Below are 21,451 nucleotides of genomic sequence, written 5' to 3' on the forward strand. Positions count from 1 at the left end.
GAAAAATGCAAGCACGTACCTTTGTTTTCTTCGGGGGTTGCAAATCGCCCTCGGGAATCATCGTTTACTAAGCCGGGTGTCCGACCCGTGACGATAGTTCCCGAGGGCGACAGTCAGTGGTTAAGTTAAATCAGATCTTAGTTGGTTCAATCTTCCAAACTTCGTTCGCGTAATCGCGAATAGTGCGGTCAGAAGAGAAACGACCTGACAGGGTGATGTTTTGCCAACACATCTGTGCCCAGTGGCGGCGATCTGCGTAATCAAAAGCCATCCGATCGCGAGCTTCTCGGTAAGCTGCAAAGTCGCCCAGCAGGTAGTAAACGTCTGCTGGTTCCCAGCCGTTAGAGTTAAGCAGTGACCAGCGCAGGTCGTGGAACATACCGGTGTTGCCATCATCCAAAGTGCCGTCAATAAACGCATCCAAAACTCGTTTCAAGCCCGGGATAGTTTCGTAGCAGTGCATTGGATTGTAAGTCTTACGCAGTTCAGGGAGTTCTTCTTCTTTAGCTCCGAAGATGTAGGCATTATCTGCCCCCACGGCTTCGAGGATTTCTACGTTAGCTCCGTCTAAAGTACCTAGGGTAAGGGCACCGTTCATCATGAACTTCATGTTAGAAGTACCTGAGGCTTCCTTACCAGCGGTAGAGATCTGTTCAGATACATCCGCTGCGGGAATAATCTTTTCAGCTGGGGAGACGTTGTAGTTTTCAACGAAAACAACCTTGAGGCGGCCGTCTACATCTGCGTCGTTATTAACTACTCGGCCAACTTCGTTAATCAGTTTAATAATCGCTTTAGCGCGCACGTACCCGGGAGCTGCTTTAGCGCCGAAGATGAATACGCGCTTTGGTACGTCCAGGCGAGGGTTTTCTTTAATCCTGAAGTATAGGTCCATTACGTACATGATGTTCAGCAGCTGACGCTTGTATTCGTGCAGGCGCTTAATCTGTACGTCGAAAATCGCTTCTGGATCAATTTCGATGCCTTGACGCTTGTAGATCCAGTTAGCGAATTCAACCTTATTCTCATGCTTAATCTGATTCAGGCGATCGTAAATTTCATCGTTACCGGCGGTAGCGTAATCAGCTAAAGCATCCAGGTCAGTTACCCATGCGTCTGAACCGGTCACTTCGGTGAGCAGTGCGGAGAGGCGAGGGTTACACTGGTTTAACCAGCGGCGAGGGGTTACCCCGTTAGTCTTATTGTTGAACTTTTCGGGCCAAATTTCATGCCATTCGCCCAGGGTTTCACGCTTGATAATTTCGGTGTGCAAAGCGGCTACCCCGTTGATGGAGAAAGCAGCGTAGCAGGCGATCCAAGCCATGTGTACCAGTCCGTTAGAAACTGGAGCCATGTAGTTTACGCGGCCTTCGTCCAGTCCGCGCCCGTACATTTCTTCACGGAAACGACGGTCAATTTCCCAAACGATTTCCATTACGCGGGGGAAGAGACGGTCGAAAATGGAGATTTCCCAAGTTTCCAAAGCTTCTGCCAAAACGGTGTGGTTGGTGTATGCGAAGGTTTCGGAAACGATCTGCCAAGCCTTTTCCCACCCCATGCCGTGTTCGTCCATGAGGATACGCATTAGTTCTGGGATAGCTAATACTGGGTGGGTGTCGTTTAGCTGAATGCTGTTGTATTTTGCGAAGGAATCTAACGAACCGTGTTGGGCAACGTGGTTTTCGATGATTTCTTGTAGTGATGCAGAGCAGAAGAAGTACTGTTGGCGTACGCGTAGAACTTTACCTTCGTAGGTTGAGTCATTTGGGTAGAGCACGCGGGAGATGTCCATGGTGCGTTCGCGGTCTACAATCGCGTCGGTAAAACGCTGGGAGTTGAATGCTGCGTAGTCGAATTCTTCGATTGGTTCGGCTTTCCAGAGGCGTAAGGTTCCTACGTTGTCGGTGCCGTAACCGGTGATGGGGAGGTCGTAAGGTACTGCACGTACTTTTAGGTCGGCGTAGTTTACGAACCGAGTTTCTTCCTGACGGCGAATGATGAAGGGGTATTCTTCTTCCATCCATGCGTCTGGTTTTTCTGTTTGGAAACCGGAGGAGAATACTTGTTTAAAAAGACCGTAGCGGTAGAGGATACCGTAGCCAACTACCGGCAGGTCTTGGGTGGCGCAAGAGTCTAAGAAGCAAGCTGCCAGGCGGCCTAAACCACCGTTTCCTAAGGCTGCGTCTGGTTCTTGTTCTAAAATGTCGGTGAGGTTTTGCCCAAAAGCGTTAGTGACTTTTTCGGCTTCGTCCATGAGCCCTAAATTAAGTAGGTTATTTAAGAGGGCGCGTCCCATCAGGAATTCTGCAGATAGGTAGTGTTGGCGGCGTCCGGCTTTGTATTTTTCGGTGGTTGCGTGCCATTTGTCTGCGATTTGGTCTACGACAGTGGCTGAAAGTCCCTGCCAGTAGTCCATTGGGGTGGCGGCGTTAGTTGGGCGACCAGAAATCGCGCGGATCTGCGTTTCTGCGGCCCCTTTAAAATCTGGTGCCATGAGTTTTATCCTCTACTTAAGTTACCGGGTAATTCAGCAAGGTCTGAAAAACTTTGCAAGGATTACCAGTTTCTTACATTTTTGATACGGAGTTAGTTTATCGAGGATTAACGATTTTGCCCACCTCAATTTAACGTCATTTGCCTCTCAGTTAAGATTTTGCCTTAGAAAGACACGAAAAATCTTTTTAAGTAACATCTGGTTTTTCTAAATACTGTGTGTAAAGACAGTTTTTAAACACATTTCAAAAAACTGTGTTTCACATTTTTTGCGGCTTAACTTAGCCAAACCTTTTTTGGACTCATCTTTTTTAACTAATTTCAAGAATCCTTGAAAATCCTTACAGTTGTAGCGATTTAGTGGGGGTAGAAAATTCTAAAGGAAAATAAAGAAAATCTGGTTTAACTTAAATCGAAATTACGTAATTACTTGTGGATTTTTCTAAGCAGAAACTTAGTTGCAAACATTGGAAAAACGCGTAGTTTTTAACTATCAGGCCTGTTCGCAGCGCCAAATCGATAATCGAAAATATCTTTTAGGAGTCATCATGTCTACCCCAGAAATCAACTGTGCAACTACTACTTGTTCCTTTAACAATGACGGCTGTGGAGCCTTCGCTGCCACCATGGGCACTAAAGGCTGCGTTACTTTCTTACAGATTGGAACTCGCCCAGCAGTAAAGCATGAAGCTATCGTGGGAGCTTGCCAGCGCACCGATTGCACTTTTAACCACGATCTTGCTTGCGACGCTACTTCCGTCAAAGTTGAAAACGCTAAGTGCCTTACTTTCTCTGCAAAATAATTTCACCTTTTATATCTTCCGGCTAACCAACTATCGGGTCTTCTGTTGGTTAGCCGGATTTTTCTTTGCAGCGTGAGTTTTACTCTTTAGCGCAAGTTTTATTCTGTGAGTGAACTTTTATTCCCAACGTGACCGATTGCTCTTTCATAAATAATCACAGAAACATTCCTACAAAAAAGAAACTATCTATGCGAAACTAAAATTATGAAAAATAGCATCTATGACTTTGTAGTAACCGACCTAAAGGGCGACCCCCACGACCTCTCCCAATACCAGGGCAAAGCTATCCTAATTGTAAACACCGCTTCAAAATGTGGTTTCACAGTTCAATACGATGGACTACAGGCACTTTGGGAAGAATTTAAAGACCAGGGCCTAGTAATTCTAGGTTTCCCCTGCAACCAATTTAAACAACAAGAATCCGGCTCTGCGGATGAAATTCAAGAATTCTGCCGCTTAAACTTTGGCGTCACATTCCCCCTAATGGCAAAGATAGACGTGAACGGAGATAACCAAGCAGAAATCTATGCTTGGTTAAAGCAGAAAGCTCCCGGAATACTCACCCCCGACATTAAATGGAACTTCACTAAGTTCCTAATCTCTCCCGATGGAGTCACCATTAAGAGATTCTCCCCCACCTCCACCCCAGCCACGATTCGCCCCTGGGTACAAAAGGTACTGGGAATCGGATCCTAAAAGTCTTGTTTATACAAACGATCTAACTGAATAAACCCACTGGTTTCGGCGTAGCGAATAGTTCGCTACGCCGAAACCAATTTACCCGCCACCCCTTACCCGCCTACCAATCAGGGGATTATCAGGGGAATCCCCGATACAAAACCCCCACCTTAGCCCATAAACTTAATAAGTAAACTGAATTTCTATATCTAAAGAGGGAAAATGACTCAGCAAGATAATGTCGCCCCCATCGCTCAACTACGTGGCGTATCAAAAATCTACGGACAAGGAAGCACCGAAGTTAAAGCTCTCCACGGTGTAAGCGTTGATTTTCACGCCGGAAAATTCACTGCCATCATGGGCCCTTCCGGTTCAGGAAAGTCAACCATGTTGCACACCCTGGCAGGACTAGATTCCGTCACCGCTGGAACTATCACTATTGCCGGTAAACAGATTACCGGACTATCCGACAAGGAACTTACTCATTTCCGACGCGACCACATCGGCTTCATCTTCCAATCCTTCAACTTAATCCCCACCCTCACAGCTAAAGATAATATTGAACTCCCCATGCGTTTAGCTGGAGCTAAAATCGACAAAAACTGGCTGGAACAAGTAGTCGCTTCCCTAGAACTAACTGAACGCCTAACTCATAAGCCCTACCAGTTATCCGGAGGCCAGCAACAGCGCGTTGCTGTAGCTCGCGCCCTGGTAGCTCGCCCCGCCATTCTAGTGGCCGACGAACCAACCGGTAACCTTGACTCTAAGACCAGCTCGGAAGTACTCAGCCTGCTGCGCAATGCAGTAGACCAGCTACAACAAACCGTTATTATGGTTACCCACGACCGTCACGCTGCAGCTATTGCAGACCGCGTCCTGGTTGTTAGAGACGGGCAGATTGTTGCCGACCTCGACCACCCAACTGCAGACCAGATTGCGCAGGTAGCGTAAGCATGAAAGGTCTCTTAAAAGCAAATGTGAAAAGCCACGCCAGCAGGTATGTGGCAACCTCAATCGCAATTGCCTTAGCAACCGCATTCATTCTGGCTTGCTTAGGAATTGCCAACGGCTTCTACAAATCTATTGAACGTTCCCTGGCAAATGACTCCTTAGGAGCAGACGTAGTAATCAGCCTCCACAATGACGCTCCAGCAGATTCAAAAGCTCTTTTAGAGGCTGATAAAACCCTGCGTGAAAATAAAACCTACGATAAGATTCGCACCGTTTACTTCGTTTTTTCACGCCTCGAAAATAACGGTTTCCAAATAAACGCTCGCATTCTTGAAACCCCACAAGAACCATTTAAGTTTTTAGATTTAGAAGCCGGTAAGACCCCTTCTGCCGCAGACGAAGCAGCTATTGACCGTAACATTGCTAAAGCCCTACGCGTAGACTTAAACGACACTATCACTGTCGAAGGATACGACTCAGAAGCTAATGAACCGGTAGAAAAGACTCTGCGTATTACCGGCATCTACCCAGCGGGAACAATTTCTATCCCCACTGTCACAACATCTGCGGAAACAGCAAAATTATTCAACAACGCTGAAACCCGCCCTACCTACATCCTTTTAGCTGGAACTGACGTAACTTCAGTTACCCAAACTTTAACTGAAGCGGGAAAAATCAAAGATTTAGATATCCAAACGCAAACTTCCTTCGTAACAAACTCAGTTGATAAGTTCACTAACGGAACTGGAGTCATGCTAGCTATCCTGGTGACTTTCCCAGCTTTAGCGATCATTACCGCAATCATCGTTGTTTCCACCACATTCAATGTGCTCTTAGCTCAGCGTAAACGTGAACTGGCACTACTACGCGCCATTGGGGCTACCAGCCAGCAAATCCGAAACCTAGCCTTAAAAGAAGCATTACTGGTGGGCACATTCTCTGCGCTCATGGGGGTAATAGCAGGTACTCTCCTGTCAGGTGTACTTAACTACTTCACTGGTTTAACAGTTACTTGGCAAGAATCGTTCCTCACAGCTTCCCCAGCGGCGGTTGCAATCTCCTTCACATTAGGTCTACTAATTGCCTTAATCGCAAGTTTCGGCCCGGCTCGCCGCATCGCCGGAGTCTCCCCAATGGTGGCTCTACACCCAGAAGACCCAAACGCCATGAACACCAAAAAACGTACCTTCAGGGCCGTAATTGGAAGCGTCATTTTCGCCCTCGGAACTGGCACTATGCTGGGCGCAATCTACACTTTGGACGGGGGAAACCGTTTCGCCTTAGCCTTTGTAGGGGGAATGATTTCTTTCTTAGGCGCACTCTTCCTTATCGGGATTCTCATGCCAAAACTCAGCTCCGCATTAGGGCGTTTAATCGGTAAACTTTCTTTAACTACCCAACTTGCCAGCGAAAATACGGTGCGTAACCCGACTCGCACCGGAGCAACCGGCACCGCCCTATTCTTGGGAGTAACCTTAGTGGTTATGATCATGGTGGGAGCCGAATCTGTCCGCCACACTGTTTTAGCTGAAATCGATTCCAAACGCCCAGTTGATGCGGTAGCAGTTGCCTCTGCGGACACGGAATTCTCAGCGGCGGACATTGAACGGATTAAGTCACTGCAATACGTGCAGGGCGCATTACCCACTGACCAATTCCTAACCAGCATTGCGATAGATGAACAACCAACACAGATGGCTTCGATCCTCAAAAACGTAGACTTAGCTGACTACGCTCACTCTGAAGTGCGCCAGCCAAGTGACTCGGAAATTCTGGTTCCTAATGGTGAGTTCCTCCCCGCTTCTAAGGAAGTTACGGTAGCTACCGGTTCTGTGCAGCTTAAGCTGAAACCAGTTCCTGCTGGTGTCCCCGGCTATGTGGTTTCAAAAACTAACTTTGAGAAGTTAGCGGCTGAAGTCCCTAAAGCACAACCGTGGATTCCCGAGCCAGGTTCTAAAACTACACCAAACTTAGGGGAAATCTCCGCTCCCGTAGCTCAGCGCGTTGTTTACCTTAAGATTGACAACAACATTCCTTCTGACGAAGTTAATAGTCTTTTCAATAAGATTTCTAACAATAATGAGTTCATTAATGTTGGGGGCGGTTTAACTGACCGTCTGCTTTACACCAAAATATTGAATATCATGCTTGGCGGCGTCATTGGAATGCTAGCTGTCTCAGTGTTCGTGGCTTTAGTGGGGGTAACTAATACTCTGGCACTTTCCGTTGTGGAACGCCGCCGCGAAAGTGCTCTGCTGCGCGCTCTGGGAATGACCCGCGCGTCTGTGCGCAATATGCTCAGTATCGAAGCGCTTTTGATTGGGTTAAGTTCCCTGCTCTTAGGCATCTTGTTGGGAACTTTCTACGGTTGGGCTGGCTTCATGGCTCTCCCGCTTAACGAAATCGTTGATAGCTCCTCTTTGCAGATTCCGTGGCTACAGATTCTGGGAATTTCTGCCACCGTGATTTTGGCAGCTCTTCTGGCCTCCCTTGCTCCGGGTCGTAAAGCCGCTAAAGCTCATCCGGTAGAAGCCATGGCAGATGTAAGCTAACGGTCTTAAACTAAGCTGCTAATAAAGGTACGTGCTTGTGTTTTTTAGCGATATTTCGCGCAAAAACACAAGCACGTACCTTTCGTTATGGGCTAGAAGCGTTTGACTACACCCAGCCAGCTAAAAGTTCTTCAGCTTCCACTGCGAGGGCGTTAATACAAGCCGCTTCCCCATTCGCCCACGGGACGTAGTGGAAGTTCTTCCCCCCAGCAGCTTCATAAGTTTCCCTATTAAGCACCGCAATCTCTTCAAGAGTTTCTAAACAATCCGCCATAAACCCCGGGCAGATTACATCCAGGCGCTCAGTGCCGGCTTCGCCCAGTTCAGCAACCGTGTCAATCGTTGTCGGTCCAATCCACTTAGCGGGACCGAAAACCGACTGGTAGGTGACCAGTAGACCGCCCTCGGGAATATTTAATCTCTCAGCCAGCGCTTTAGCACCCGCCTCACATTCTTCCCAGTAGGGGTCTCCCGCATCATGCATAGCTTGCGGAATCGAATGGTAAGAAGCTACCACCCGGTCACCGCCCGCAAAATTGGGGCGGCCAGCCGTTTCCCAGTGGGATTCTAAAGCCACTGCCAAAGACTCAATGTAAGCAGTTGCGGTAGGAAAAGAGCGGAGCAGACGCAGGCTCGGCAGGTTGCGTTTGCGTCGCGTCCAGCGCGCCACCTGATCGTAAACTGCGCCCACAGTCGAAGCCGAGTACTGCGGGTAGGCCGGTAGGATCGCAATCTGCTGGTAGCCGGCAACAGTTAGCTGTTCCAGGACGTCTTGCAGCTGCTGGTCTCCGTAACACATTCCGTAGGTGACGTGGGCGCGCCCTTGGAAATGTGTTGCCAGCCCCTCCACCTGCGCCAAGGTGCCGGTCAGCAGCGGAGAGCCCGCGTCTGTCCAAATCGTCTGGTAGGCGTGGGCAACTTTTTTGGGGCGCACGCGCAAAATGATGCCTTCTAAAAGAGGGCGCCACAGGATTGGGGAATATTCAATCACCCGGCGGTCAGAGAGGAATTCTCTCAAAAACTGGCGGACTTCTTTCTTTTCCGGTGCGCTGGGAGTACCCAGATTAACAATTACGAGGGCGGTAGAAGAACCTTTTAGTTTTTCTGACATTTGCTTTCTTTCTGTCATTACTTAAGTAATCTTAGCGAAAGCTCCCTCTAGATTTAGGTAAGCCGAATGACAGTTTGTCAGAAACAAATCGTTAAAGGATTATCTCTCCGGCACCCCCAATGGGTCGCATAGACTTTCAGTACCGTAGCAGACTCTCTACCAAAACCAAGTCTCTGCGCAACCAGGTGCTGCCTGCTGGTTTTATTCAGAACGCGTTACGCTCAGGCGCGGTTTCTTGCGATACGTCTAACAAACCCACCTTTTTTAGGGCGCGTAACCGATTCCGTACCGGAACTCTGACGGTAGTCCACCGGGCGATAAAACCAAATATGCCCGGGGAATATAGTTTTTCAGAAAAATCTTCCGCCGGATTCAAATAGGGGAAATTATCTTTACCCACTGCACAAAGCGTCAAGGCACGGAACGCACCTGCAGGAATTTGCTGTGCTGCCCACGCATCAGCCGAATATTCAAGATTCTTAGCCATCGCCATCCCAAATCCTGGGGTAGCAAAACCAGTTGCAGAAAAGATCAACCAATAATTGCGATGGTGGTTAAAGACAAAATGACCTACCTGATGCGCCACCATAAACCGCAGGGCTTCAGGAGTCTGATTTTCTCTACAACCTGCTAGAAAATCAGAACTAATCACGATACTTTTTCTCAGCCCGGGAGTTTGTACACAAGGATCCACCTCTAAATCGTTTGAAAGATAGACAGAAGGTATTTTCTTTAGACCGGCTTGTTGACAAACCTCCACGACTATCTCATACACTTCCGGTAATTGCTGTGGCGAAATTGGAACTAAGTTTAACCTTAACTTAGCCAGTTTTAATCGGTGGAAAAGCACAAGCCCGATAGGAAAATATAAAATCGTAAGGGCCATATTAAAGATATCCTGATCAAGCGGAAACCAAAGAAGCAGAATAAAGGAACTGATCAATAAAAGTATCAATAGTAACGCTGATGAGATTAACCAGCTTATCCCTTGGCGGTAGTAAGCGCGTAATAGTCTTCCCTGCTTTTGGTTTAGCGTTACTTTCACAGTTGTCTCCGTGCTTGATTAGCAAAAATACTTCAACCTAGTAGTAAGGCGTCCTGCGTAAACCGCAGGACGCCTTTTCTGAGCCACCTGTCGGACTCGAACCGACGACCGTCCGCTTACAAGGCGGGAGCTCTACCAACTGAGCTAAGGTGGCACCTTCATAAGTTTGCCATTAAAAACGGTCCCTGTCACATATTATTGCTGTGGAATAGCTAATAAGTGACAGAGACCGCTAAAAGCATTTAGTTACTTAGTTAAAAATGCGTTTTCAAAGTTACTGTAGAGTTCTTCTACAGTTGCGCCACTTAGTTTGATTACTTTATTGTCTGCTTGGAACTCTGGGGTACCCAGGTTTTCGCGTCCTTCGGGAACATTACTCTGCCAGAAGTTACGGTTAGTTTCCAACAGGCCAGTTGATGCTTTAGCGTCAAACTTTTCAATCACTTCGTCAGGTACTCCAGCTTCTTTCGCCAGTTCTTTCACCTTAGCTAACGAGGCTTGATCATTTTGAATGATTGACACGTTCTTGCTATCAAACTGGGTTTTGAAGAAGGATAGGAGCGAGTTGTGGAACTTAACAAAATTCTCTGGGGATTCTGCGTAAGTTAAAGCAGCTGCGTTAGTGGCTGCGTAGTGCCAAGACATTCCCACTACGGTTACCGGCACAAAACGAATATTGTATTTACCGGCAGCTACAGCTTCATTAATTTGTGCTCCGATGAATCCGTCTACGTCAGCGCACGCATGGCAAGAGTAATCAAAATACTCTGTTACCGTGGGGACTCCTTCACGGAGTTTGCCTACACCATCGGCAGAGACAGCGAAAGCGGTTACTTCAGTAGGAGCTGGTGTAGCGCCCTCTTTACCCTTAGAATTCCAGATAACCCAAACGGAAAGAACTACCGTTAAAGCCACCAAAGTAGAAACTACCGCGATGAGAATATTCCGAGTTTTCGCGTCTTGTTTTGCCTGCGCTGCCCGGAGCTGTTCTGCTTTCAGGCGAGTAGCATCTGATTTCTTAGCCATTTAATAAAGCCTTTCTTAAATCTTCTATCCATTGGAATTATTGCCCACTACTTAACAAACTGCAATGCCAAAGACTGAAACCACACTTTAGGACTTTGCATGCCGATTTTTAAAACAACCCAAAAGACTGATTTATTCCAACCACACTGAGTGCAATCAATCCACCTACGATTACGAATCTAAGTAAACGCCCTTTGAAAATATCGCGCATAATATAGGCAGTTCCCTCACGAAATTCGCTTCCGACCGGCCCTAAAATCACTGTCATAACTGTAAAGAACCCACTGCCAAAGAATGCACCCAGATAGTAACCTAACTGATTGCGAGGAAACAGGTAGGTACCTGGCTCAAAGTAAGCGGTTCTTGTCATGATTGCTTGGTATAGGGCCAACCCGTCCCAACCCAATCTCAATCCAATCAAATACCAAACTAACAGCATGGCTGCTTGGGAAAAAACAATCGCTAAACCTAAGCCAAGCACGACTTGGAGAAGGTGGATGGGAAAACGGGCTATGGCAATTGCCCGGTCCTTTGAAGTTAGCTGTAGCTGATCGAAGTATCGCATTCTTAAGAAGCTGCGGTGGATTCCCACATAGGCAAAAACCAGTAAGATTACCCCCAGTGCTACCACTCCCCCAGCTCCGAAAGCTAACGGGAGACTCCCTAACCATAAGTAGAATAGGAGGCCGGTGATTAGAGGTATTTTTCTTCGCCGGTAAGTTTGTCCAATCGGATTTTCTACCACATTTGCTATTTCCACACCTCCCACCGGTACCGCTAATCCCTGGGTGGGAAGTAATGATGTACCTTCGGTGGGAAGCTGCGCAGTTGGCTCTGCCGGGGCGGTGGGAAGTAATGATGTACCTTCGGTGGGAAGCAGCGTGGTCCCAGCTTCCAGTACTTCAGTATTTCCCAGATTCACTCCCTCAACTGGCAGGTTTGTTGCAAAACCGCCCTCGGGAAAATCAATTGCAACCGTATTCGTAGCCTCGGCCGCACTTTCAGAAGAATAGGAAGAATGAGAGGCAACGGAATCTAAAAATGCCAGCAACTCTCGCGGCTGAGGGCGCTGCGATAAACCCCCCAAAGCCCGCTGAAAAGCATTCGCAACCGCAGAATCCAACCCAGCCGTATCCACCTGCCCTGAAGCCATCCGCGCCAAAATTGTTTCCCAACTGCCCGCCCCATAGGGAGAACGGCCCGTCAGCATAAACAAAAAAGTCGCCGCCCAACCCCACAAGTCAGCAGTCTTATCCGGGTGCTTACCATCAATCACCTCCGGAGCAACCCACCCCGGTGTCCCAGAAACTAACCCAATCGCTGTTAAACGATCATCATTAAGCGTATGCGCAATCCCAAAATCAATCAGCACCGGCCCCTGCTGCCCCAGCAAGATATTTGCAGGTTTAACGTCACGGTGAACTACCCCCACCGCATGCACAGACTCCAAAATTTCTAAAAGCTCCCGCGCAATCTGAGTTGCTTCAACAAGTGAGAGCGCACGCTGAGTCTGCACATACTGCTTCAAACTGGGACCGTGAACCAGTTCAGTCACCACGAATGGTTCAGCCCCATCTACCTCAACATCGCAAACTTGAATCACACCCGGGGACTGCACTTTTGAAAGTAACTGCGCCTCTCGTAAAATCCGCTTCCGGTAAGTCTCGTCCACAGAAAGTTGCGGATGTAAAAGTTTCAGCGCGTAGGAAGTTCCGCCTCCATCTCTAACTTCCCAAACCTTGCCGGTTCCCCCAGTGCCCAGCAGGCGCACCAATTGGTATCCCCCTATTTCATCACCGGGAAGTAGCTCGCGTTGTAAACTCATGTTAATTAAGGTAGCTAATTTCCGTTTCTAAAATGGGACATCCGCGCGGTAACTAAGAAAGTTAAAAATTGTTACCTAATAGTCACATATATAAAGATGCTAGTGTGATAAGCTGTTTTCAGTCGTTTGCATTCTAATGACGGAAGCAAATGATCGTGTCAGTGAAGACATTTGACACCTCTTACAACGGATCGTTCGACACGTACCTGTCGATGGAGGAAATTATATGGCAACCGTAACCTTTGAAAATGCTACCCGTATTTACCCGGGTAACGATACCCCATCAGTAGATAAACTGAACTTAGAAATCGCAGATGGCGAATTCCTAGTTCTAGTTGGCCCTTCTGGCTGTGGTAAATCCACTTCCCTGCGTATGCTCGCCGGGCTAGAAGATGTAAACTCTGGTCGCATTCTGATCGGTGACCGCGACGTTACCGACGTGCAGCCAAAGAACCGTGACATTGCAATGGTTTTCCAAAACTACGCACTGTACCCACACATGTCCGTACGCGACAACATGGGTTTCGCCCTGAAGATCGCTGGCGTTCCGAAGGAAGAAATCAACAAGCGCGTTGAAGAAGCTGCAGCTATCCTAGACCTCACCCAGTACCTGGATCGTAAACCAAAAGCTCTCTCTGGCGGTCAGCGTCAGCGTGTAGCTATGGGACGCGCCATCGTGCGTAAACCACAGGTATTCCTAATGGACGAACCCCTCTCCAACCTGGACGCAAAGCTACGTGTACAAACTCGTACCCAGATTGCTGCGCTCCAGCGTGAACTGGGAGTTACCACCGTTTACGTTACCCACGACCAGACTGAAGCACTCACCATGGGCGACCGGATTGCAGTTCTTAAAGACGGCGTCCTGCAGCAGTGCGACAGCCCAGCTGTCATGTACGATCGTCCAGCAAACGAATTCGTAGCTGGATTCATTGGCTCCCCAGCCATGAACATGGGTACTTTCGACGTACACGAAGATGGCACCGCAGTCCTTGGAAAAGCCCGCGTCCACGTATCTGAAGCTGCTCGCGCCGCAATGGTACCTGAAGATGGGGGCAAGATGGTTATCGGCTTCCGCCCTGAAGCACTAGAAATCGTAGAAGCCTCTGAAGACGCAATCCCTGTGAAGATCACCCTAGTTGAAGAACTCGGTTCCGACTCTTTCATCTACGGTCACTTAGTAGGTGGCGGATCCCTCGGCTCCGGCACCGACGCTAACCCAGATGATTCCGCTTCAGACCTAATCATCATCCGTACCGCTCCACGTACCGCTCCACCAATCGGTGAAACAGTTTACGTGCGGATTAGAGAAGGCAACCAGCACAACTTCTCTAAGGCCACCGGTATGCGCTTACCAGACTAATTAAATACATAGTTTTGGGGGTTCCGCTTTCTAAAGCGGAACCCCCAAAACTATATTCAACTAACCTATTTCCATCACCTCAAGCAGCCGAAGAACAGTCCCCTTCCTCAGGCCACCGAAAAGGAGTCCCGTTCCTCAATCCACCGAAAGACAGTCCCAGAGATAAACTACCCTGGAATTAAACGGCTACAAAAACAAAACTCCCGGAAATAAGTTACTTAAAACGCTGAAACTGCCCGATCAGCCTCAGGGAATAAATGAGCATTATCAGTGAAAATCGCGTCCACTCCCCACTTTGCTAACTCAGCGGCACGTTCTAAATCATTTACCGTCCACACACGCACCTGATAGCCAGCCTCATGTAAGGCGGCAACTGCCTGCGCAGTTAAACCATCATTTTCAACGTGAAGCGCTTCAATAGTTGCCCCAGTTTCCTTAAACTTCTCAGCAGTTTCTAACCAAACCTGCACCTGCTCCATAACCGGAACATCTGGTTCAATAGGAGCCAATCCGGCAAAACGACGCTCAGGCATCGCTTTACCAGCCATCAAAAGCAGCTCCGCATCAAAACTAGAAATCACCAGTCCCCGCTTCGGATCCAACTGCTGCAAAGCAACTGCAATGCGCTCAATCAATTTCTCCCGCAACACAGTTCCACCTAAACAAGGTTTAATTTCCAAGTTTGCATCCAACTGCGACTTATTCATCAGCTCGATTACCGAAGCCAGTTCAGGGATCCGTTCAAACGTGTACTTTTCGTCAAACCATTTCCCCGCGTCCAGTTTACGAATCGCCGAAAAATCAAGGTTGTAATAGCCGCCCTTACCATTGGTAGTGCGATCTAACTTGTCATCATGAATACAAATTAAAGAACCGTCCCCAATAATATCCACGTCGAATTCGAAGCATTTAACTCCGTAATCTATACAGGAAGCGAAAGCTGCCATTGTGTTTTCTGGAGCCAGTGCACTCATCCCCCGGTGGGCGATGATCTTTGGGTAATGGGACATAACTAATCCTTACTTTCTGGTTTAAAGACGACGCTTCATTGGCGCCCTCGAAATTATTATTCTCCGTCAATGTCGGAAAAATTATCCATTGAGAAAGTGCCTGTTGGATCCAACTCCAGGTAACGGGCTTCGTCAGGACGCGACGGAAGCACTTTCGCAATATAAGATTGAGTTGCTTCTGAAAGGGGCACGTCTCTTCCCTGCTGCTGCGCTAAGAACCAACGGTGGTCTAACACCTCATGGAAAATCTGTGCCGGTTCCAATTTCGCTCGGAAATGCGGCGGAACAGCTCTGATCGTCGGTTCAAATACTTCAGCCAACCACCGGTGAGCCACAATTTCATCAGCTTCATGGTTCAAACCGTTAATCGCACGATAAGTTTTCAGATCGTTAAGCATTCTTCGCGCTTGGCGTTCTTCCACATCTAAACCTGTCAAACGCATGATTTGCCGGTGATGATGGCCCGCATCAACTACACGCGGTTGCAGCACAATCCGAGTCCCATCCAAATCAGTGGACATCGTTAATTCCCCAACATCGAAACCCAGCTCATTCAAGCGTTTGATTCTTTCAGAAACCCGCCATCTTTCACCATTATAGAAAGTTTCCTCAGCAGTAAGTTCTTCCCATAGCTCGTGGTAGCGTTCTTCAATCCGGTTACCAATCGTGATTACATCAACGTCTTCGTCTAAAAGCCCTCCGGCTTGTAAGTCCATTAGCTCACCGATGATATTAACGCGAGCTACTTCCACATCGTAGTGGCGTTGGCCCTTAGTTAGCTGCGGGTGGAGCTCCCCGGTTTCCGCGTCCACCAGGTAGGCGGAAAAAGCGTCTGCGTCACGGCGAAATAGGGTGTTTGAAAGGGAGACATCTCCCCAGTAAAAGCCTAAAAGATGTAGCCGCACCAGCAGAACTGCCAGTGAGTCAATCAGGCGAGTGGCTGTTTCCGGGCGCATATACTGTGAAAATACGGCGCGGTAAGGAAGGGAAAATTGCAGGTGTTCGGTCACCAGGCAGGGGGTGAGTTCTTCCCCAGTTGGGCTGGTGCGGCCGGTGATGACGGCGCGCGGTTCCACGCTGGGAGCGTTTAGCCGATTTAGGTCGCGAAGCAACTGGTATTCGTGGTATGCCACGGTTTCGCCGATTTCTTTGACGGCGATCACTCTGCCAGATAGGTTCACGAAACGTACCACGTGGCGCGATATACCTCGTGGCAGGGCTGCCAGTACTTCTTCTGGCCATTCCTCTAGCGGTACTTCCCAGGGCAAGTCCAATAGGGCGGGGTCGAGGGAAGCTGCGGTGATCTGCATTGATTGACCCATAGTTTTATTTTCTCAAATTCAAGTTGATTTTTCGATTTCCCGAGGGCGCCATTTTAAGTTTCCTAAGTTCAAAAGCGTCTTTTCAAGGAAACTATGCGTAAGCGTGCTCGCGTTGAAATGTTTTCAACGCGAGCACGCTTTAAGGTTTTAGATTCTAAATGCCTTTTGGGCTTTGAATCTGATTAGGAGCGTTTGCGAGCAGCTAATAGTCCGCCACCTAAGGCAAACATTCCCAGAGTAAATATTCCCAGAGCGTTGAAGAGCAAAGTTAAAGAGTCAGCACCGGTGTTTGGGAGCTTCTTCATTTGCTTAGCAACGATTTCTACTGGAACTTTCGCGGTCTTACCGGTTGTTACGTCAGTGAGTACCACGTGGTGTTTACCAACGGTGATGTCAGCGGGAACTTTGAAGTTGAAAGTTACTCGTCCGTTGGCATCGGCTTTAACTACTCCCAGGGTGTAAACCTTTGAGTGTAGTTCTACCCGTACGTCTCCACCTGGGGTGAAGCCAGTTCCTTCACCTGAGAGTTGGTCTCCGGCGTGTAGAGTGGCTACTTTGACGGAGGCTTGTGGGTTTAAGCCACAGTCAATTTCAATAGCGAACTGGTTTTCAGGGGTAATCACGTCACCAAATTCGGTGGCTACGCTAAGTGGTAGCTTCTGTTTTCCGTTCAATCCGGAGCATAGTTCCAAACTGCTGAAAGCTGCGGTAGCTTGTCCAGCTCCGTCGGTGGTGATTACCGATTCAGCGGAGCTTGCGTTTGGTTCAAGTAGGGTGTTGTCTACGTTGAAGCTCTTGGAAACTGTACCAACGGTTACTTTGACGGTCTTGGTGATACCAGGGCCTTCTGAGAAGGATAGTCCGCGTAGGTTTAGTTTGATTCCGTCGGTAACTTTTTCTTCAGAAAGGCCAACCCCACGCTTTAGGTTGGAGGCTTTGAGGTTTGCGCCGCCTACCTTCTTCAGGTAGTTGTTGAATCCGTCGCGGTCTAAGACACCGAAGGTTTTAACTTCCATGCCCTTTTCAAAGTATCCGTCACCACCGTGTAATACGAAGGTCATAGAGCCTACATTGTAGGTCTTTGCCATGTCCATTGGTTTGCCGTTCAGCAAAATGGAGGTGATCCGGTTACCTTCTGCGGCGGTGGGGTCATAGGTGTAGGTTAGGTTGGAAGAGGTTAGTAACCGTAGCATGGGGCGGGAGTTCTGCGAGTTCAGATTGCTCTTCCACTGGTTTTCCAGGGCTTGCTTGAACTGTGCGCCGGTCATCGAAGAGTATCCCAGTTCGTTTGAGAATGGGAGGGCTTTGAAAGTGTCGGCGTAGGTGATGACCCCGTTATTCGGTACTAGGTCGGCGCGCAGACCCCCGGCGTTAACTACGCCGATGTCTACTGGGGTGGATCCGTCTACAGTTACCTGGTCCAAAATGGAATCGGCTACGAGGTTTCCGAAGGTGGATTCAATCCCACGGTTTGATCCTGGGCTTGGGTTGGCTTCTCCCGGTGCCAGGTAGACGCCGCGGTGCCAAGCTACGTTTACTTTATCGACAACTACTTTGTTACCAGCTTCTTTAGAGGCTTCTACTGCACGTGCCACTACCTGCCCTACGGTGCCGTTAGCTACACAGTCTGCGTCTGCTTTGGCAACTACTTCAGCGGCTGGGATTAGGATTGAGTCAGCTTTTTCAACAGTCTTAGTGGTCTTGTTGTAGGTGATGCGAACTAATCCGAGGTTGTCAGTGTATGAGCCAGAAGCGATACCTGCTAGCTTCGGGTTGGCGGATTCAAGTTTTACAGTGGAATCCACTTTGTCGAATTCGTATGGTACGTGGGTGTCGCCACCCATAATGACGTCTACTTCAGCTGGCATAGCTGGGTAGTTATTCTTCACGTCATCATCGAGCATTGCCACAACCAGGTCAGCTTTGCCTTCTTCTTTTAGTTGTTTAGCGAGGCCGGTGATCTTAGCAATTGGGTCGTTGAAGGTTAGACCTGCAGTTGCTTCTGGGCTTAGTTTGTATGGAACGTCCTGGGCAATAGCACCAATGAAAGCGACTTTTACTCCACCCAGGTTAGCGATTTTGTAGTCTCCCAGGTAGGGGAGTGTTTCGCTACCTTCTTGGTAGGTGCCCATTCCGTCTACGTTAGCACCCAGGTAGGGGAATTTGATTTTCACGAATTCGTCTGGAGCTGAACCATCTACGCGTTTTTTGAATACTGCTTGGCCCAGGTCAAGTTCGTGGTTGCCGATGGTGGAGGCAACTACGGGGAACTCGTTGAGGGCTTCGATGGTGGGGTTATCTAAGAGCGCCCCGGAAGTGAATGGGGTGGCTCCGATGTTGTCACCCAAGAGGGTGAAAGAGGAGTTAGGGTTAGTACCGTATGCGTTTGCTAGGTAGCATTGCATTGCTGGAAGTCCAGCTTCGGTTACTTTCTTTTCTTTAGTTTTACGATCTGTTTTTTCAACCAGTTCAATGTGACCGTGAATGTCGGTGAGGTTGTACAGGTCTAGGACAACTGTTTCATCTCCGTTTGCTGCGGGAGCTGGGTTGGCCTTATCACCGGCAGGAGCTGCTTGAGCTGGGGTTGCGGGTGCTTCTGCGGCAGGAGCTGTTTCAGCTGGAGTTGCTGATTCAGCTGCTGGCTCACTGTCAGTAGGCGTGGTTGGGGTGGTTTCTTCCGGTACTGCGGGGGCTTCCAGAGCGGGAGTTGGGTTCTTTGGGTCGGTAGCTGGATCAGCTTCAGTTGCGAAAGCTAGTCCTGGCATGGCCACCAAAGAAACAGCGGTTGCTACTCCCAGGCTGGAGCGTAGGAATTGTTTCTTCATTGAATTTTTCTCCGTTTGTCGGTTTGGGAAAAACAGCTCCAGTTTATCAACTTTAGTAGGGAAATATAATCCTTTCTCAAAGGTACATCATTAGTTTTTCAGCGAGAAAAACCTGTAAACAAAACAGATTCCGCGCCAAAAGCGATGCTCTGGCGCGGAATCTGTAACTTAACTGTTAGCTTATTTTACTTGTTGAACCAGATGCTTCCCAACGCGTCTAGCTCTACTTCAACGGTTTCTCCGTTGAGGTTAAACACCTGGGTCGTGACTGCTTCAAGTGAAGAGTTGTAAACGAAAACTGACCCATTATCGTAAACTGCTACATCTACCGCTGGTGAAGCAGCGTGGATAGATTCTTTGTAGGTTTCTTCTTTTCCAGCTGCCCAGTAGATGGCTTTTTGGAGCAGTCGCGCATTCTGCTGGCTAAATGGTAGTCCCGCGAAGTAAACTGAGCGCCCTGCACCAAAGTTTCGTGCAGAAAGTTCCACAGATACGCCATTCATTTGCAAAATATCGACGTCTGTAACGACGGGTACCCAGTAGCGGGCTCCGCCGGTGACATCTACCTTCAACTGTCCGCGCACGTTTCCAGCGCCCGGTCCTGCAGCGTCCCCTACTTTGGCTCCGCAAGAACAGCCACATCCTGATTCGGAAGCGGTGATAAAGTGTTCTGCAACCAGGTGCGGGTACTTGTCAGTTGAAAGTGACCAAGATTGTTCACGGTCTACCCCGAAAATGTCAGAAAGCTGGTTGAAAGCTCCTCCGTAGCTTAATCCGGCTGGTTCCCCAACCCCAATTAACCCGCCTCCGCGAGCGACAAACTGGCGGACGGTGGCTTGTAAAGCGGGGTCTGCCCAGTAGCGTCCTCCGGAAAATGCGGTTCCCGCTTCACCTACGTTGATAACTACGTCGAAGTTATCTAAGGCACCGGCCAGGGCGTCCTCGAAAGAAATGAATTTAACATCGAAAGGAAGCCCTGCGAGGGATTCTAATACGCCCACGTAGGGTTGGGTTTGTTCATAGGCGAGGGCGTGGGCAACCATGTGGGTTTGCCAGGTGCGTAAAGAACCCCAGGCGTTCATTACGGCTACGCGCACCGGGGAGTTTACGGGGGTTTTCCCTTCGGCAGCTTGGTAAATGTCTCTGAACTCTTGGCAGATGGCTTCGATCCGGTCAACGAATTCGGGGAATTTAATCGCTAGGGATAGGTATCCGCCGTAGCCGATGCGATCGAGTGGTTTGCGTACAATTGCGCGGCGCGCTGCCATCCAAGAGACGTTGGCTTCTCCTACGGGATCGCCGTTTTCGTTGAATACATCTGGGAAGAAGTAGGGAAGGAAGCGTCCTTCAGTGTATTTTACGTGTGGAATATCTGAGATCATTCGGCAGGTCGCAGCATTTCCAACTGAGCCTACTACTGCGTCCAGTCCGGTGTCTTTAAAGTGGGGGCCGTATGGTTCGGTGCCGATCCAGTTGTCGCCCAGGAACATCATCGCTTCTTTACCGGCGGCGTGTACGGCGTCAGTTAGTTCGCGGACGCGGGAGGTGACGAAACGGTGTTGGAAGTTTACCCAGTCGCGGAAGGCTTTGCTGGGGACGCGGAATGAGCAGTTGTAGTAGCCTTCGTCTACGAAATCTTCCGGGGTGATGTGGTATCCGTATTCTTCTTTGAAAGCGTTGATTGCTTCGGGGGAAACTGAGGCGGTGTAGCCGAACCAGTCTACGAATTTTTCTTTCCGGTCAGAGTTGAATACCAGGGTGAAGTGGTAGAAGAAGGTGGTGAAGCGGACTACGTCTACTTCGGAGTGTTCGTTGAGCCAGTTCCCCAGTTCGCTGCGCACGCGGTTCCAAACTTTTTCTTGGCGAACGTTGTAGGGGCGTTCTTTGTGGCGTTTGGGGTCTTCATCCCAGTTGTTGGTGATGTAGTTGTACATTTGGGTGCCGTCCCAAATTTGGCGGGCCAGGAAGTTTACGGTGTAAACGTGTCCGGTTTGGGCGCGTTTGATGCGGACTTTTCCATCTGCGTCGAGGATTTCCCAGTCTGTAGTGGGGAGGGTTTCGCCGGTGGTGCGGTCAATTACTTGCCAAAATAGTTCGCGGTCTACTTCCACGTCGGGTTGGATTTGTTCGCGCAGGTACCCTTCCATAATGTCGATTTCGAGGGTTTCTTCCATTGCTGCGGTGCGTGGTGACATTAGGTAGAGGTGGGTGGTGGTTTCTGGGTTGGCTACCGCCCATTCTTGGTCGCCGCGGGCTGGGAAATAGGTGGAGTAAACTTTGGCTGCCAGCTCATGTACCAGGTCGGGGAGTTCAGTACCGTCTGAGTTTCGCACTGCGTCAGCGCCTAAGCGTTGCATGAGGGTTTTTACCTCATCGTCGATACCAACTTCGATTGGTAGGGTTACGCGACCGGTTGTCGTCATATTGTTTCTCCTCGGTTACTTAGG

At 49.0% G+C, this 21,451-nt stretch carries 14 protein-coding genes and 1 tRNA gene; 5 read left to right on the forward strand and 10 right to left on the reverse strand.

The genetic code is table 11. From position 1 onward, the window contains the following. Positions 1-130 precede the first annotated feature (130 nt). Positions 131-2,494 carry a glycogen/starch/alpha-glucan phosphorylase gene (locus tag NXS08_RS04680; RefSeq protein ID WP_259137838.1) on the reverse strand — a complete coding sequence of 788 codons (2,364 nt, stop codon included), beginning with the start codon at positions 2,492-2,494 and terminating at the stop codon, positions 131-133. Positions 2,495-2,951: 457 nt separating this feature from the next. Here NXS08_RS04680 and NXS08_RS04685 point away from each other — a divergent pair, with 457 nt between their 5' ends. From NXS08_RS04685 to NXS08_RS04700, 4 genes are all read left to right on the forward strand, one after another. Then, on the forward strand, positions 2,952-3,296 hold the full coding sequence (locus tag NXS08_RS04685) for a DUF1540 domain-containing protein (protein WP_259137841.1): 345 nt from the start codon (positions 2,952-2,954) through the stop codon (positions 3,294-3,296). Between the two features lie 204 nt (positions 3,297-3,500). Then, complete coding sequence (locus NXS08_RS04690) at positions 3,501-3,992, forward strand: glutathione peroxidase (RefSeq protein ID WP_259137844.1); 492 nt, start codon at positions 3,501-3,503, stop codon at positions 3,990-3,992. Between the two features lie 204 nt (positions 3,993-4,196). Then, entirely contained in the window at positions 4,197-4,925 is a 729-nt protein-coding gene (locus tag NXS08_RS04695) for an ABC transporter ATP-binding protein (RefSeq protein WP_259137847.1), read from the forward strand. A 2-nt stretch (positions 4,926-4,927) separates the two neighbouring features. Beyond that, positions 4,928-7,477, forward strand: a complete 2,550-nt coding sequence (locus NXS08_RS04700) for an FtsX-like permease family protein (protein WP_259137849.1) — start codon at positions 4,928-4,930, stop codon at positions 7,475-7,477. Positions 7,478-7,583: 106 nt separating this feature from the next. Here NXS08_RS04700 and hemH read toward each other — a convergent pair whose 3' ends face one another. The 5 genes from hemH to NXS08_RS04725 form a co-directional block, all read right to left on the reverse strand. Then, positions 7,584-8,588: a ferrochelatase gene (hemH, locus tag NXS08_RS04705; RefSeq protein ID WP_259137852.1), complete on the reverse strand. Its 1,005-nt coding sequence runs from the start codon at positions 8,586-8,588 to the stop codon at positions 7,584-7,586. 205 nt (positions 8,589-8,793) lie between these two features. Continuing rightward, positions 8,794-9,633, reverse strand: coding sequence for a hypothetical protein (locus tag NXS08_RS04710; RefSeq protein ID WP_259137854.1), 840 nt, complete (start codon positions 9,631-9,633; stop codon positions 8,794-8,796). Between the two features lie 81 nt (positions 9,634-9,714). Further along, positions 9,715-9,787: transfer RNA gene (locus NXS08_RS04715), tRNA-Thr, on the reverse strand. Between the two features lie 92 nt (positions 9,788-9,879). Beyond that, a complete protein-coding gene (locus NXS08_RS04720; RefSeq protein ID WP_259137857.1) occupies positions 9,880-10,659 on the reverse strand; it encodes a thioredoxin domain-containing protein in 780 nt (259 codons plus the stop codon). 109 nt (positions 10,660-10,768) lie between these two features. Then, entirely contained in the window at positions 10,769-12,484 is a 1,716-nt protein-coding gene (locus NXS08_RS04725) for a serine/threonine-protein kinase (protein WP_259137859.1), read from the reverse strand. 226 nt (positions 12,485-12,710) lie between these two features. On the opposite strand from NXS08_RS04725, the gene NXS08_RS04730 reads away from it, so the two are divergent. Further along, complete coding sequence (locus NXS08_RS04730; RefSeq protein ID WP_259137861.1) at positions 12,711-13,847, forward strand: ABC transporter ATP-binding protein; 1,137 nt, start codon at positions 12,711-12,713, stop codon at positions 13,845-13,847. Between the two features lie 218 nt (positions 13,848-14,065). Here NXS08_RS04730 and NXS08_RS04735 read toward each other — a convergent pair whose 3' ends face one another. From NXS08_RS04735 to gnpA, 4 genes are all read right to left on the reverse strand, one after another. After that, complete coding sequence (locus tag NXS08_RS04735) at positions 14,066-14,857, reverse strand: glycerophosphodiester phosphodiesterase family protein (RefSeq protein ID WP_259137864.1); 792 nt, start codon at positions 14,855-14,857, stop codon at positions 14,066-14,068. A 56-nt stretch (positions 14,858-14,913) separates the two neighbouring features. Further along, positions 14,914-16,179 (reverse strand): DUF4032 domain-containing protein, encoded by a 1,266-nt coding sequence (locus NXS08_RS04740; RefSeq protein ID WP_259137866.1) that lies wholly within the window; start codon positions 16,177-16,179, stop codon positions 14,914-14,916. A 182-nt stretch (positions 16,180-16,361) separates the two neighbouring features. After that, positions 16,362-19,004, reverse strand: a complete 2,643-nt coding sequence (locus tag NXS08_RS04745) for a 5'-nucleotidase C-terminal domain-containing protein (protein WP_259137869.1) — start codon at positions 19,002-19,004, stop codon at positions 16,362-16,364. Positions 19,005-19,189: 185 nt separating this feature from the next. Beyond that, on the reverse strand, positions 19,190-21,427 hold the full coding sequence (gene gnpA, locus NXS08_RS04750) for a 1,3-beta-galactosyl-N-acetylhexosamine phosphorylase (RefSeq protein ID WP_259137872.1): 2,238 nt from the start codon (positions 21,425-21,427) through the stop codon (positions 19,190-19,192). Positions 21,428-21,451: the final 24 nt, after the last annotated feature.

The sequence above is a fragment of the Gleimia sp. 6138-11-ORH1 genome (genome assembly GCF_024814355.1).
Lineage (GTDB): Bacteria > Actinomycetota > Actinomycetes > Actinomycetales > Actinomycetaceae > Gleimia.